General features: G+C 72.4%; 12 protein-coding genes and 1 tRNA gene. 4 read left to right on the forward strand and 9 right to left on the reverse strand.

Annotated elements, in window-relative coordinates:
• Positions 1–92: 92 nt before the first annotated feature.
• On the reverse strand, positions 93–2,024 hold the full coding sequence (phoA, locus tag MTO99_RS07230; RefSeq protein WP_243558141.1) for an alkaline phosphatase: 1,932 nt from the start codon (positions 2,022–2,024) through the stop codon (positions 93–95).
• A 232-nt stretch (positions 2,025–2,256) separates the two neighbouring features.
• On the opposite strand from phoA, the gene MTO99_RS07235 reads away from it, so the two are divergent.
• Positions 2,257–2,338, forward strand: a tRNA-Leu gene (locus MTO99_RS07235).
• Positions 2,339–2,382: 44 nt separating this feature from the next.
• Here the strand turns inward: MTO99_RS07235 and MTO99_RS07240 are convergent.
• On the reverse strand, positions 2,383–3,246 hold the full coding sequence (locus MTO99_RS07240) for an LLM class flavin-dependent oxidoreductase (protein WP_243558142.1): 864 nt from the start codon (positions 3,244–3,246) through the stop codon (positions 2,383–2,385).
• A gap of 95 nt (positions 3,247–3,341) precedes the next feature.
• Here MTO99_RS07240 and MTO99_RS07245 point away from each other — a divergent pair, with 95 nt between their 5' ends.
• Both MTO99_RS07245 and MTO99_RS07250 read left to right on the forward strand, forming a co-directional pair.
• Positions 3,342–3,998 carry a biliverdin-producing heme oxygenase gene (locus tag MTO99_RS07245; RefSeq protein ID WP_243558143.1) on the forward strand — a complete coding sequence of 219 codons (657 nt, stop codon included), beginning with the start codon at positions 3,342–3,344 and terminating at the stop codon, positions 3,996–3,998.
• A 152-nt stretch (positions 3,999–4,150) separates the two neighbouring features.
• A complete protein-coding gene (locus MTO99_RS07250) occupies positions 4,151–4,924 on the forward strand; it encodes a DedA family protein (protein WP_435520807.1) in 774 nt (257 codons plus the stop codon).
• Positions 4,925–4,981: 57 nt separating this feature from the next.
• On the opposite strand, the gene MTO99_RS07255 is transcribed toward MTO99_RS07250, so the two are convergent.
• The 4 genes from MTO99_RS07255 to murI form a co-directional block, all read right to left on the reverse strand.
• Entirely contained in the window at positions 4,982–5,908 is a 927-nt protein-coding gene (locus tag MTO99_RS07255) for a cation diffusion facilitator family transporter (protein WP_243558144.1), read from the reverse strand.
• A 66-nt stretch (positions 5,909–5,974) separates the two neighbouring features.
• A complete protein-coding gene (rdgB, locus tag MTO99_RS07260; protein WP_243558145.1) occupies positions 5,975–6,607 on the reverse strand; it encodes an RdgB/HAM1 family non-canonical purine NTP pyrophosphatase in 633 nt (210 codons plus the stop codon).
• Positions 6,604–7,413, reverse strand: coding sequence for a ribonuclease PH (gene rph / locus MTO99_RS07265; protein WP_243558146.1), 810 nt, complete (start codon positions 7,411–7,413; stop codon positions 6,604–6,606). The genes rdgB and rph overlap by 4 nt, the downstream gene beginning before the upstream one ends.
• Positions 7,410–8,261, reverse strand: coding sequence for a glutamate racemase (gene murI, locus MTO99_RS07270; RefSeq protein WP_243558147.1), 852 nt, complete (start codon positions 8,259–8,261; stop codon positions 7,410–7,412). Before murI ends, rph begins: the two co-directional genes overlap by 4 nt.
• Before the next feature lie 179 nt (positions 8,262–8,440).
• Here murI and MTO99_RS07275 point away from each other — a divergent pair, with 179 nt between their 5' ends.
• The gene (locus MTO99_RS07275; protein ID WP_243558148.1) at positions 8,441–9,760 is read left to right on the forward strand and encodes a nicotinate phosphoribosyltransferase; all 1,320 of its coding nucleotides are present in this window, start codon (positions 8,441–8,443) and stop codon (positions 9,758–9,760) included.
• A 10-nt stretch (positions 9,761–9,770) separates the two neighbouring features.
• On the opposite strand, the gene MTO99_RS07280 is transcribed toward MTO99_RS07275, so the two are convergent.
• From MTO99_RS07280 to MTO99_RS19250, 3 genes are read right to left on the reverse strand one after another with little or no spacing between them, the layout of a single operon-like run.
• The gene (locus MTO99_RS07280) at positions 9,771–10,073 is read right to left on the reverse strand and encodes a DUF3039 domain-containing protein (RefSeq protein ID WP_243558149.1); all 303 of its coding nucleotides are present in this window, start codon (positions 10,071–10,073) and stop codon (positions 9,771–9,773) included.
• Between the two features lie 18 nt (positions 10,074–10,091).
• Complete coding sequence (locus MTO99_RS07285) at positions 10,092–11,666, reverse strand: hypothetical protein (RefSeq protein ID WP_243558150.1); 1,575 nt, start codon at positions 11,664–11,666, stop codon at positions 10,092–10,094.
• Positions 11,642–13,288: an ABC transporter ATP-binding protein gene (locus MTO99_RS19250; protein WP_435520808.1), complete on the reverse strand. Its 1,647-nt coding sequence runs from the start codon at positions 13,286–13,288 to the stop codon at positions 11,642–11,644. Before MTO99_RS19250 ends, MTO99_RS07285 begins: the two co-directional genes overlap by 25 nt.
• Positions 13,289–13,332 lie beyond the last annotated feature (44 nt).

Here is a 13,332-nt window from a genome sequence, read left to right on the forward strand (position 1 = left end):
GCGGCCCGATCGGCGGGCCGGGAGTTATCCACAACAGCGGAGGGGCCGGGTCATCGACCCGGCCCCTCGATGGTGCGTGGAGATGCGTGCGCTCAGTGCCCCGAGACCATCCCCGCGGGGATGCGAGCGGATGCTGCGCGCCGACGCCGGCGCAGCACGAGCACGGTGCCCGCACCCGCGAGCAGCAGCGCGGCGGCGAGCCACGGTGCGACGGCCGCGCCGGTCGAGGCGAGTCCGTCGACCCAGCCCGCGGCCGACGACCCGCCGCCCGGGCCGCCGCCCGCACCGGCTCCGGCGCCCGGGCCGCCCGTCACGGGCCCGCCGGGCTCACCGCCGGCGGCGACGTCGAACGGCACCACGACCTCGACGCCCGACTGGGCGCCGGTCACGGTGAGCGTGTGCGCGCCCTCCTCGGTCGGCGCGGTCGCGGTGATCGTCGCGGTGCCCGAGAGCACGTCGGTGCGGCCGAGGTCGACCGGGTCGCTGGCCAGCACGGCACCCACCTGCCGGTCGCCGGCGAAGCCGCCGAGCGTGACCTCGAACTCCTCGCCCGGCTCGAACGAGGACTTCGGCAGGGTCACGGTCGCCCCGGCCGAGAGGGCCGCTCGGTCGCGCGACAGGCCGAGCGCCTCGGCGATCGTGTAGTGCGTGTCGGTCTGGTCGGTGAGCCCGACGAGGTTCGCCGCGCCCGGGCCGTAGCCGGCCACGCGAAGCTGCGCGCCGGTGTGCTGCTGCGAGCCGCCGGCGGGCGAGGTGCCGTAGGAGACGAGCATGTCGGTGCCGTCGACGGTGCGCAGGCGGATGCTGAGCCCGGGCGGGGTCGAGTCGACGATCTGGCTCGTGTGCGCGTGGTCGGCGGTGACGATCACGAGGGTCTCGCCGTCGGTGCGCGCGAACTCGAGCGCGACCTGCACGGCCTCGTCGAGGTCGACGGTCTCGCCGATCTGGCCGCACGCGTCGGCCGAGTGGTCGCGCTTGTCGATCGAGGCGCCCTCGACCTGGAGGAAGAAGCCGCGGTCGCTCGACGGGTCGTCGAGCAGGCCGATCGCCTTCTCGGTGAGCGACGCGAGCGAGAGCCGGGTGTCGAGCCGGTCGGCGTTGGGCTCGCAGGTCACGGCCTCGCCGTCGGCGCCGCCCGCGGTCGCCACCGTCTCGGCGTAGCGCGTGGGGAAGTTGCCCGGCGTGAACAGGCCGAGCAGCGGCGCGTTCTGGTCGGCGGCGGTCACCGCGTCGAGGCCGTCGGCGTCGCCGACCACTTGGTAGCCGCGATCGACCGCCTGGTCGAACAGGGTCTCGCCCTGCCACTGCCCCGCCTTCGCGGTCTGCGTGAAGCTCGCGGACCCGCCGCCGAGCGTGACATCCGGCCGGGTGTCGAGCAGCTGCTCCGAGATCGAGCCGAGCCCGCCCTGCTCGAGCGCGTCGGTGCCGCACGATGCGGAGTCGGGCCCGTAGCAGCTGCGTGCGGCCACGTGCGCGACCTGCACGGCGGGCGTCGCATCCTGGATCTCGGAGGTCGTCACGTTGCCGGTGCGCAGCCCGTTCGCCTTGGCGAGCTCGATGAGGGTGTCGTGCGGCGTGCCGTGGATGTCGACGCCGACCGCGTTGTCGTAGGTCTTCACGCCGGTCGACCAGGCGGTGCCGGTGGCGGCCGAGTCGGGCACGTAGTCGGGCTTGCCGGCGTTCGCGCCGTCCTTGAAGAGCGAGTACGTGGTGTACTGCCCGGTGAGCGGCAGGGCGTCGATGCCGGGCAGCTGCCCGGCCGCACCGTACGCGTAGTTGCGGGCGACGGTGATCTCGCTGTCGCCCATGCCGTCGCCGATGAGCAGGATGACGTTTCGAGCCGGGCCGTCGACGATCGAGGCGCGCAGGTCGTCGGTCGCGTCGCCCGGGTGGCGCTGTGCGCCGCCGGGCTCGTCGACGGAGGCGAACGCGGTCTGCGGCACGAGCACGGCGGATGCCGCGACGAGCGCCGCCGCGGCCACGGCCGCCGCGCGGCCGGCCCTGGGCGAGGTGAGGGTTGGCATGGAACTCCTTCACTGGATCGGTGGGGTACCGGCCCAGCGAATCCGGCGCGGGGAACGCGGCAGTGGCGCGAACGTGAATTCCCGCCGAACGGGCGACGACCGGATGCCACGCCGCCGCCGCCTGCGGCGGAACCCGCCCCCCGGCGCGGCGACACCCGACCGCGCATGACCGTGCGGACCGACCGGCTCACGCGCCGAGACCGGCTCGCGCGCCTAGACTGTTCGGGCACTCGCGGGAGTGGTGAAACCGGTAGACACGCAGGATTTAGGTTCCTGTGCCTTCGGGCGTGTGGGTTCGAGTCCCACCTTCCGCACGCTCCCCCGGCGCCCCGGCACGATCACCCGATGCGGGGCACGGTCACTCGATCCGGGGCGGCCCGGCTGCGATGCGAGCCCGCGCGTGCGCCTCGGCACCCTCGGCCGGCACCGACCAGTCGGCCTCGAGCCACCAGGTCACGCCCGCATCCGCCCAGGGGCGCACGACCGCGGCGTCGGCCGCGGCATCCGCCCCGCCCGTGGTGCCCTCCTGGGTGATGTCGAAGGGCTGGTCGGCGAGGCCGAGCCGCTCGCGCTCGGCGCGGATCCATGCGATCCCCTCGGCCGCGACCTCGGGCGTGTAACCGGATGCCTCGGGCGTCACGTCGGCACCGGGCGGTGCGTAGTTCGGGATCCAGCCGTCGGCGCGCGCCGCCCGCCGCATCGACTGCGGGCGCGGCCACACCCCCACGACCCAGGTCGTGATGCGGGGCTGCTGTACCGCCGCCGGCGGCAGCATCGAGGTCGCGGGCTTCGCGCGGTAGTGCCGGCCCTCGAACGCGAACGACTCGCTGCGCCACATCCGCCCGAGCAGGTCGAGGGATTCGTCGAGCTGTTCGGCGCGCACGCGCCGGCCCGGGTCGTCGTCGAAGAGCCAGAAGCGCTCCTCCGCCGACTGCGGCACGCCGAGCCCGGCCGAGAGGATGACCCGCCCGCCGCTCAGCCGGTCGACGGTCATGGTCTGGCCGGCCAGCTCCCATGGCCGCCGCCGCGGGACCGGAGTCAGCATCGTGCCGAGCCGGATGCGCCGGGTGCGCACGGCGGCCGCCGCGAGCACCGACCAGGGATCGGTCGCCCAGATCCCCTCCCAGACGAAGAAGGCGTCCCACCCGCTCCGCTCGGCCAGTTCGGCGAGTTCGACGGCGACGACCGGGTCGTCGCCGGTGAAGATGCATCCGTACCGCATGGCCCCGACGGTACGCGCGACGACCGACATCCGTTCACAGCACGCCCGATCCAATGTAAGGTAAGCCTTACCGAACCCCTTTCGAGAGGCCCCTGATGACGATCGCACCGCCCACCCCGTACCCCGACACCGCGACCGAGCCGCTCGACGTCGCCGCGCTGGTGCGCGCCGCCTCGGCCGACGACCACCGCGCCGCCGAGACCCGTGGGTTCGTCACCGCGCTCATGGGCGGCGAGCTCTCGCTCGCCGACTACACGCGGTACCTGGCGCAGTTCGCGTGGGTGTACGAAGCGCTCGAGGCGCGGGGCGCGCGCGACGGCGACCCCTCGGTCTTCGACCCGATGCTCGCGCGGATGGCGGCGATCGAATCCGACCTGGCGGCGCTCGGGGCATCCGACTGGCGGGAGAGCCACCCCCCGCTCGCCGCGACCGCCGCGTACGCCGCGCACCTGCGCGAGGTCGGCGACGACGACGTGCGCTACCTCGCCCACCACTACACCCGGTACCTCGGCGACCTGTCGGGCGGGCAGGCGATCGCGGCGCTGGTCGCCCGGCACTACGGCGCGACCCCCGAGCAGCTCTCCTTCTACCGGTTCGACCTCGGCGAGGACGGGCCCGTGCGCTACAAGCGCCGATACCGCGAGGCGATGAACGCGCTCGCCCTCGAGCCCGAGCAGGTCGACCGGCTCGTCGACGAGGTGCGCGCGTCGTTCCGTTTCAACAGCGCGATCTTCGAGGAGCTCGCGGCCTGACCGCAGCGGCGTTCGCTCGCCGCGGACGTCATCCGGAGGGCTGATTCCCAGGGTCTGCACGCGGTCGCGGCGCCGGCACCTCGGTAGACTGCTCGCACACCGCCGCCCGTGACCCGGTGCCCGCCGTGTGTCCGACGACGTCAGGAGCCCCTGTGATCCACACCGCCCTCATTCCGTGGCTCGACCCCGAGGTGATCATCGGCGCGGCCGGTCCGTGGGCGCTGCTCGTCGTGTGCTTCATCGTCTTCGCCGAGACCGGGCTGCTGATCGGCTTCCTGCTTCCGGGCGACACGCTGCTCGTCATCTCGGGCCTGCTCTCGCACCCGGTGCCCGGCTCCGAGCACGGCGTGTTCGGCATCTCGGTGTGGTGGGTCGCGCTGCTCATCGGCCTCGCCGCGTTCCTCGGCGGCGAGGTCGGGTACTTCATCGGGCACAAGGGCGGCCCCGCCGTGTTCGAGCGCAAGGAATCGGGCGTGTTCAGCGTGAAGAACGTCGAACGCACGAACGCCTTCTTCGAGCGGTTCGGCGGGCTGACGATCATCCTCGCCCGGTTCGTGCCGATCGTACGCACCTTCGCGCCCGTCGCGGCCGGCGTCGGCCACATGCACAAGGGCAAGTACACGGTCTACAACCTCATCGGCGCGGTGCTCTGGGGCTTCGGGCTGACGATGTTCGGCTACCTGATCGGCTTCATCCCGCCCATCGCGTGGTTCGTCCAGGAGTACATCGACCTCATCCTGCTGGCCGCGGTCGGCGGCACCGCCCTCATCACCCTGTGGCACTACTTCCGCGAGCGCTCGAAGGCGAAGAAGGCGGCTGCGGCCGGCGAGGACGTGGTCACCGACGCCGACGAGGCGAAAGAGCTCGTGCTCGACCCCGACGTGTTCGACCGCGGCCCGCAGCACGACGACGACGAGCCGAAGTAGCACCGCCGCGCGTCGCGCACACAGCACCGGGTCGGCGCCGCAACGGCGCCGCGGCGCTCACGCGTGCGAGGGATGCTCGTGCGCCGCGTGCTCGGCCGACTCGAGCTGGAACGTCGAGTGCGCGACGTCGAAGTGGTCGGCCAGGCACTCCCCGAGATCGTCGAGCAGGCACTGCTGCCGCTCGCCCGTGAGGGCATCGGGCTCGGCGACGACGTGCGCGCTGAACACGTGCGCACCGGTCGTGATCGCCCAGACGTGCACGTCGTGCACATCGAGCACGCCGGGGGTGCGCAGCAGGTGCTCGCGGATGTCGCCGACCCGCACGTCGGCGGGCGCCGCCTGGCTGAGCACCCGCAGCACATCGCGCAGCAGCAGCAGCGCGCGCGGCAGGATGAGCGCGGCGATCGCCAGCGAGGCGATCACATCGGCCGCGTCCCATCCGGTCATCAGGATGACTCCGGCCGCCGCGATGACGAGGATGGAGCCGATCGCATCCCCGAGCACTTCGAGGTAGGCGCCGCGCACGTTGATCGAGCCCTTGGCGCCGGCGCGCAGCACGAGCATGGCGGCGAGGTTCGCGGCGAGCCCCGCGATCGCGACGACCAGCATCGGCCCGCCCTGCACCTCGTGGGCTTCGCCCGAGGCGCCCGCGAGCAGGCGATCGATCGCGCCGATGGCGACCGTGACCGCGACGACCACGAGGAGAACGCCGTTCACGAGCGCCCCGAGCACCTCGAATCGCTGGAACCCGTACGTCTGCCGATCGTTCGCGGGGCGGGCCGCGATCATCGCCGCACCGAGCGCGACGAGCAGGCCGACGAGGTCGCCGGCCATGTGGCCGGCGTCGGCGAGCAGGGCGAGCGAACCGCTGACCAGCGCCCCGACCACCTGCACCACGAGGAACGCGCCGATGATCGCGATGGCGATCACGATGCGGGCGCGACCGCCTGCGGCGGCGTGCACGTGGTCGTGGGAGTGGCTCATGTCCACTCCAGCCTAGGTCGGAAATCCCCGGTCAGGCGCAGATGGAAGTGGGAATGAGTAGCGTTCTCAGCGGCCGTCGCCGACGGCACCGGCCAGTTCGGCCAGGTGCGGCAGCAGCGCCGCGAACGCCCTCGCGCGATGGCTCTCGGCGTTCTTCACGGCGGGCTGCAACTCGGCCGCGGTGATCTCGCGCCCGTCTGGCTCGAAGATCGGGTCGTAGCCGTGCCCGTACGACCCGCGCGGTTCGTACGCGATCTGCCCGGGCCACTCGCCGTGCGCGAGCACCTCGCGCGCAGCGGCCGCACCGGACGCATCGGCCGGTACGACGAGCGCGAGCGTGCAGTGGAAGTGCGCGTCGCGGTGCGGCCGGCGCACATCGGCGAGCTGCTCGAGCAGCAGGCGGATGTTCGCGTCGGCGTCGGCCCGGTGCCCCGCCCAGCGGGCCGAGAAGATGCCCGGGGCGCCGTTCATGATGTCGACGCAGATGCCCGAGTCATCCGCCAGTGCGATCCGGCCGGTGTGCGCCGCGGCGGCCCGAGCCTTCAGCAGCGCGTTGTCGTCGAACGTGGTGCCGTCCTCGACGGGCACGGGGCCGTCGTACGAGAGCACCGTGACATCCGTCAGATGCTCGGCGACCATCTTCTGGAACTCGGCCACCTTGCCGGGGTTGTGCGTGGCGAGCACGATCTCGAGCGTCATCGCGATCCCTCCCCCGCGGCCGGCGCGGACGAGCCCGGCTGCGCCGCGAGCGCCTCGGTCTGGATGCGCGCGAGGTCGGCGGTGCCGCCGAGCGCGAGGTCGAGCAGCGCGTCCAGCTCGCGACGGTCGAACGGGGCGCCCTCGGCGGTGCCCTGCACCTCGACGAACAGCCCGCGGCCGGTCGCGACGACGTTCATGTCGGTCTCGGCGCGCACGTCCTCGACGTACGCGAGGTCGAGCATGGGCGTGCCGTCGATGATGCCGACCGACACGGCCGAGACGGTGTCGATGAGCGGCGTCGCCCGCTGCCCGATGAACTTCTTGCCGCGGGCCCACTCGATCGCGTCGGCCAGGGCGACGTAGGCGCCGGTGATCGCCGCCGTGCGGGTGCCGCCGTCGGCCTGCAGCACATCGCAGTCGATCTGGATGGTGTTCTCGCCGAGCGCCTTCGTGTCGACGACGGCGCGCAGCGACCGCCCGATGAGCCGGCTGATCTCGTGGGTGCGCCCGCCGATGCGCCCCTTCACGCTCTCGCGGTCGTTGCGGGTGTTCGTCGAGCGCGGCAGCATCGCGTACTCGGCGGTGACCCAGCCGGTGCCCTTGCCGGTCAGCCAGCGCGGCACGCCGTTCGTGAAGCTCGCGGTGCAGAGCACCTTGGTGCGGCCGAACGAGATGAGCGCGCTGCCCTCGGCGTGCGCGCTCCAGCCGCGTTCGATGGTCACCTCGCGCAGATCGGCGGGGGTGCGGCCATCGGCGCGCACGACGGATGCCCCGGATGCCCCGGGCTGCACGGTTGCGTCGGTCACTGCGGTCCTCTCGGATAGGTGCTCTGCGGAGTTCTGGGCAGGGTGATGGCGCCGGTGTGGACGAGTTCGACGCTCGGGATCTCAGGGGCGATGAGCCGGTGCGCGAGGTCGAGGAATGCGCTGGTCGAGTCGCCGGTCGCCTCGTAGCGGTAGCTGGGCGGGCTCGGGGTTCGGCGCTCGAGCCCCTGCGAGACGAGCACCCGGTACACGTCGTTCGCGGTCTCGACGTCGCTGGAGACGAGCGCGACCTCCTCGCCCATCACGTACGAGATCGCGCCCTTCAGGAACGGGTAGTGGGTGCAGCCGAGCACGAGCGTGTCGATGCCGGCGCGCTGCAGCGGCGCGAGGTAGCCCTCGGCGACTCGCAGCAGCTCGTCGCCGGTGGTCACGCCCGCTTCGACGAACTCGACGAACCTCGGGCACGCCTGCGAGAACAGCTCGAGGTGGGGTGCCGCCGCGAACGCGTCGTCGTAGGCGCGCGACTGGATGGTGCCGGCGGTGCCGATCACCCCGACCCGGCCGTTGCGCGTCGTCGCGACCGCGCGCCGCACGGCGGGCTGGATCACCTCGACGACCGGCACGTCGTACCGTTCGCGCGCGTCGCGCAGCATCGCGGCCGATGCCGTGTTGCAGGCGATCACGACCATCTTCACGCCCTGCGCGACGAGGTCGTCGATGACGGCGAGCGCGTAGCGCCGGACATCCGCGATCTTCTTCGGACCGTAGGGCGAGTGCTCGAGGTCGCCGACGTAGAGGATCGACTCGTTCGGCAGCTGGTCTTTCACGGCACGGGCCACCGTGAGCCCCCCGACCCCGGAGTCGAAGATCCCGATGGGTGCGTCCGTCACGGTCTCCAAGCCTAGATGCTCGCGCCGCTCCCTTCGACAAGCTCAGGGCGCCACCCCCCGCGCCCTGAGCCCGTCGAAGGGGGCCGCCTCAAGCTCAGGGCGCCATCCCCCAGCACCCTGAGCCCGTCGAAGGGGGCCGCCTTCGACAAGCGCGACCGGCGCGCCATAGGCTCGGGTGCGTGACCGGCTCAGCTGCCCTCTTCACCGACCGCTACGAGCTCACGATGGTGGACGCCGCCCTGCTCGACGGCACCGCCCACCGCGAGAGCCTGTTCGAGGCGTTCGCGCGCTCGCTGCCCGGGGGGCGCCGGTACGGCGTCGTGGCGGGCACGGGCCGGCTGCTCGAACTGATCGAGCGGTTCCGGTTCGAGGACGCCGAGCTCGAGTGGCTGCGGGCGAACGAGGTGGTGCGGCCCGCCACGCTGGACTGGCTCGCCGACTACCGGTTCCGCGGCGACGTGTGGGGGTACCGCGAGGGCGAGGCGTACTTCCCCGGCTCGCCGCTCGTCACGATCCAGGCCTCGTTCGCCGAGGCGGTGATGCTCGAGACGCTCGTGCTGTCGACGCTGAACTTCGACTCCTCGGTCGCGAGCGCCGCGGCGCGCATGGTGTCGGTCGCCCTCGGGCGGCCGATCGCCGAGATGGGGTCGCGTCGCACGAACGAGCGCTCGGCGGTCGCGGCCGCGCGCGCTGCGTACATCGCGGGGTTCGACGCCACCTCCAACCTCGAGGCGGGGCGCACCTGGGGCATCCCCACGATGGGCACCGCCGCGCACGCCTTCACCCTGCTGCACGACAGCGAGGAGGCGGCGTTCCGGGCGCAGGTCGCCGCGTTCGGCCCGAAGACGACGCTGCTCGTCGATACCTACGACATCGAGCGCGGCGTCGAGACGGCCGTGCGCGTCGCCGGTCCCGAGCTGGGTGCGGTGCGCATCGACTCGGGCGACCTGCCGACCGTGGTCGCCGCGGTGCGCGAGCAGCTCGACGCGCTCGGCGCGGTGAACACGAAGATCACGGTCACGAGCGACCTCGACGAGTACACGATCGCCGCGATGTCGGGCTCCCCGGTGGACTCCTACGGCGTCGGCACCTCGGTCGTGACCGGGTCGGGGCATCCGGCCGCCGGCATGGTCTACAAGCTCGTCGCCCGCCGCGACGACGCGGGCGAGTGGGTGTCGGTCGCGAAGGCGTCGGCGTCGAAGGCGTCGGTCGGCGGCCGCAAGAACGCGGCGCGGCGGCTGGACTCGACGCGCACCGCGCGCGAGGAGCTCGTCTACGTCGGCGACGGACCCGCCGGCGAGGCGGAGTTCGAGCCGGGCGATCGGCTGCGCCCGCTGATGGTGCAGCTCATGGCAGGCGGCGAAGCGGTTGCCTCGTACACCGGCGCCGCGGGCACCGAGGCCGCGCGGGCGCACCGCGCCGAGGTGATGCAGGAGCTGCCGATCGAGGCGTTCCGTCTGGCGCGCGGCGAGCCGGCGATCCCGACGACGTACCGCTGAGGGCGGCGCGCTATTCGCGCTTCATGCGCTCGTAGATCTCTTTGCAGGTCGGGCAGACCGGGAACTTCTCGGGGTCGCGGCCCGGGGTCCACTTCTTGCCGCACAGCGCCTTCACGGGCTTGCCGGTGAGCGCCGACTCGAGGATCTGCTCCTTCTTGACGTAGTGCGAGAAGCGCTCGTGGTCGCCGGGTTCGATGTGCTCCTCTTCGAGGAGCTTCTCGAGCTCGCGGTCGAGCACGCTGGTGCCGCCGCCGGGCTGGTCGGGGTCGGCGATGCTCGCGCGCGGGGTGAGCGGCCGCGGGGTGTGGGACATGGCCACGATTCTACGCGGCTACGCGCGCACGGCGGCCGCGAGGATCTCGGGCCCGCGGCGCTGGAACACCAGGCCGCCGAGCAGGATCCCGGCGATCAGCACGATCACCCCGAGCCCCGTGCCGGCGGCGAGCGACGCGAGATGCCAGGAGGGGTCGACGAACAGTCCGAGATAGCCGAACCACAGTGCGGGCAGCGCGAAGATGCCGGCTCCGATCATCGTGATCGACTGCACGAGCGCCGTGATCGCACCGGTCGACTGCGGCTGCTGGAACGGGCTGTCGCCCGGCCTCACCGCGGGGTACGGGAACCGCGCCGAACTGAAGGCGCCCACTCCCAGCCCCGACAGCAGCAGCGCCGAGCTCACGCCGATGAGGCTCGGCAGGACGCGCCAGTCGTCGAGCACGAACGCGGTCACGGCGCTGCCGAGACCGATCACGACGATGCCGCCGATGAGCACCGGCACGATACGGCCGAGCCGATCGGATGCCCCGCGAACCCCCGAAGCGACGTGCAGCCACACCGCGGTCGAGTCGTAGGCCGTGTCGTTGTGCAGGCTCCAGCCGAGGAAGAGGCAGATCAGCGGCACCGGGATGAGCGGCAGGTAGTCGCCCGGAACGCCCGCGATCGCGAGCGGCACGACCACGAACACCGGCACCAGCGGCACCATGATGAACGAGACCCAGTACCGGGCATCGCGGAACCAGTAGGTGAGGCTGCGCGCCATGATCGCACCCGACGCCGTGCCCGGCGTGCGGTCGAACCATCCGAGCCCACGGTACGCCTTGGCCGCGGCCTCGCGACCGGGCGTGACGAGCATGCGGGCGACGAGGCGCACCCACGCGAGCCAGATCAGCCAGAGCGTCGCCGCGGCGATGAGGAGCTTCACGATCGCGGGCAGCCAGGCGCCCGACGCCGCGTCGCCGGGCACCGCGAACGCGGCCCCGAGCGGGGTCCACGAGAGCACGCCCGCGATCTGCTCGAGCACGCGCACGCCCTGGCGGGCCCAGTCGATCGAGGCGAGCACCACGATCACCGGCGAGAGCATCACGATGAGCACGAGGCCCACGACGCCCGAGATCTCGCGCGCGCGCCGCGTGGCGAGCAGCAGCGACGCCAGCGACGTCGAGACTCTCGCCAGCAGCAGGCAGGTGCCGAAGGCGAATGCGCCGGCGAGGATCGCGAGAACGGTCTCGCCGAATCCGCGGCTCCAGGTGATCACGGTGCCGATCAGGATGATCGCGAGCACGAGTGCCGGGATGCCGACCAGCGCGGTCACCGCGAGCGCGAACGCGAGCGGCCGGTCGCCGATGCCGAACAGCGCGAACCGGCGGGGGCCGAGGGTGTCGTCGACGCCGAACACGAGCGGCACCAGCACGAAGCCGACGACCGCGAGCGAGCCGGCGACCACGATGCCGTCGCGCACGAGCTGCACGTCATCGGCGAACCGCAGCCCGACGAGCGCGCCGAACAGCAGCACCGCGAGCCCCAGCCCGTACGCCAGCCCCAGCACGATGCCCACGACCTGCCACGGACTCCGCCGGAAGATGTTCGCGAGCAGCTGCAGCTTCAGTCGGAGAAACTGTGCAACCATTCCATCCCCTCGGCCGCCTTGCGCCCGCCTGCGAGCTCCACGAACCGTTCTTCGAGGCTCTCGCCCCGGCGCACCTCGTCGAGCGTGCCCGAGGCGAGGATGCGGCCGCTCACCACGACGGCGACCGAGTCGCAGACTCGTTCGATGAGGTCCATGCTGTGACTCGACAGCAGCACGGTGCCGCCGCCGGCGACGTACCGCTCGAGGATCTCGGTGAGGTTCGCCGCCGACACCGGGTCGACCGACTCGAACGGTTCGTCCAGCACGAGCAGCCGCGGCGAGTGGATCATCGCGCACGCGAGAGCGATCTTCTTCGTCATGCCGGCGGAGTAGTCGGCGACGAGGCGGTCGATCGCGTCGTCGAGCGCGAACGCGGCGACCAGGTCGGCGCTGCGCTCCTTGACGGTACGCGGGTCGAGCCCGCGCAGGATGCCCGAGTAGTAGAGGAGCTGGGCTCCGGTGAGGCGGTCGAACAGGCGCAGCCGGTCGGGCAGCACGCCCGTGTTGCGCTTGGCGTGCTTCGGGTCGGCCCATGCATCGATGCCGTGGATGCGCACGGTTCCCGCGTCGGGACGCAGCAGGCCGGTGACCATCGACAGGGTCGTGGTCTTGCCGGCGCCGTTCGGCCCGACGATGCCGAAGAAGGAGCCGACGCGCACGTCGAGCGACACCCGGTCGACCGCCGTGTTCGCCCCGAAACGCTTCTCGAGCCCGTCGATCTCGAGCACGGTCGCGGCGTCGGCCGGCGGCGCCACGCGCGCCGGTCGCAGGGTGCGCGCCTCGTTCGGCTTCGGGCGCACCGGCAGCGGCACGACCTCGGTCACGCGGGGCGATTCATCGGATGCCTCGGACAGTGCGGAGACCTCGGATGCCTCGACCTCTGGCTCCTCGACGACGGACTCCTCGACCACCGGCGCTTCGACGACCGGCGCCGCTTCAACCGGCCCGTCCTCGACCAGCGCCACTTCGAGCGGTACTTCCTCGACCGGCGCTTCCTCGACCGGCGCTTCCTCGACCGGCGCTTCCTCGACCGGCGCTTCCTCGACCGGCGCCTCCTCGACCGGCGCCTCCTCGACCGACGCTTCCTCGACCGGCGCCTCCGCGATCTCCGTCTCGGGCTCCGCGAGCTTCGCGTCCGCGATCTCGGCGTCCGCGATGGCGATCTGCGCCGCTGCGAGCTCGGCAGCCGTCCGCCGTTGCTTCTTCTCGACGGGTTCCGCCTCGCTCCGGCGCGGCGGCTCGAGCTCGGTGGTCTCGGTCGTGATCGACGCGGCAATGCGCTCGCGCTGCTTCGCTGCCGTCGCGTTGCTGCGGGTGCGGCCGCCCGCCGTCGTCGCCGAACCGGCGGCCTTCTTGTTCGCCGTCGTGCGGGAGCTCTTCGCAGCTGCGGATCTGGCCGCCGTCGACTTGGCCGACGCCGCCTTCGATGCGTTCGTGCGCTTGGATGCGGTCGGCGCGGCCGACGAGGCATCCGTCTCGCTCTTCGGTCGGCGCGGACGCGGCGTGCGCGCGGCACCCGAGGTCGGGCGGGCGGGACGAGTCGACGAAGTCCCCGGATCGGCTGTCTCCCCCGAGCCGGTGGCTTCTGGCTCGTCCTTGGGTGAGCGCGAAACTGAAGTCACCCGCCCAACGTACCAACGAGTCCGCTTCGAGCGTGTGTTTCGCC

The sequence above is a fragment of the Agromyces larvae genome (genome assembly GCF_022811705.1).
Taxonomy (GTDB): domain Bacteria; phylum Actinomycetota; class Actinomycetes; order Actinomycetales; family Microbacteriaceae; genus Agromyces; species Agromyces larvae.

Bases quoted from the DNA above. Each gene is read 5' to 3' on its own strand.
- phoA (WP_243558141.1), bottom strand. From the start codon at position 2,024: ATGCCAACCCTCACCTCGCCCAGGGCCGGCCGCGCGGCGGCCGTGGCC.
- MTO99_RS07240 (WP_243558142.1), bottom strand. From the start codon at position 3,246: ATGCGGTACGGATGCATCTTCACCGGCGACGACCCGGTCGTCGCCGTC.
- MTO99_RS07245 (WP_243558143.1), top strand. From the start codon at position 3,342: ATGACGATCGCACCGCCCACCCCGTACCCCGACACCGCGACCGAGCCG.
- MTO99_RS07255 (WP_243558144.1), bottom strand. From the start codon at position 5,908: ATGAGCCACTCCCACGACCACGTGCACGCCGCCGCAGGCGGTCGCGCC.
- rdgB (WP_243558145.1), bottom strand. From the start codon at position 6,607: ATGACGCTCGAGATCGTGCTCGCCACGCACAACCCCGGCAAGGTGGCC.
- MTO99_RS07280 (WP_243558149.1), bottom strand. From the start codon at position 10,073: ATGTCCCACACCCCGCGGCCGCTCACCCCGCGCGCGAGCATCGCCGAC.
- MTO99_RS07285 (WP_243558150.1), bottom strand. From the start codon at position 11,666: ATGGTTGCACAGTTTCTCCGACTGAAGCTGCAGCTGCTCGCGAACATC.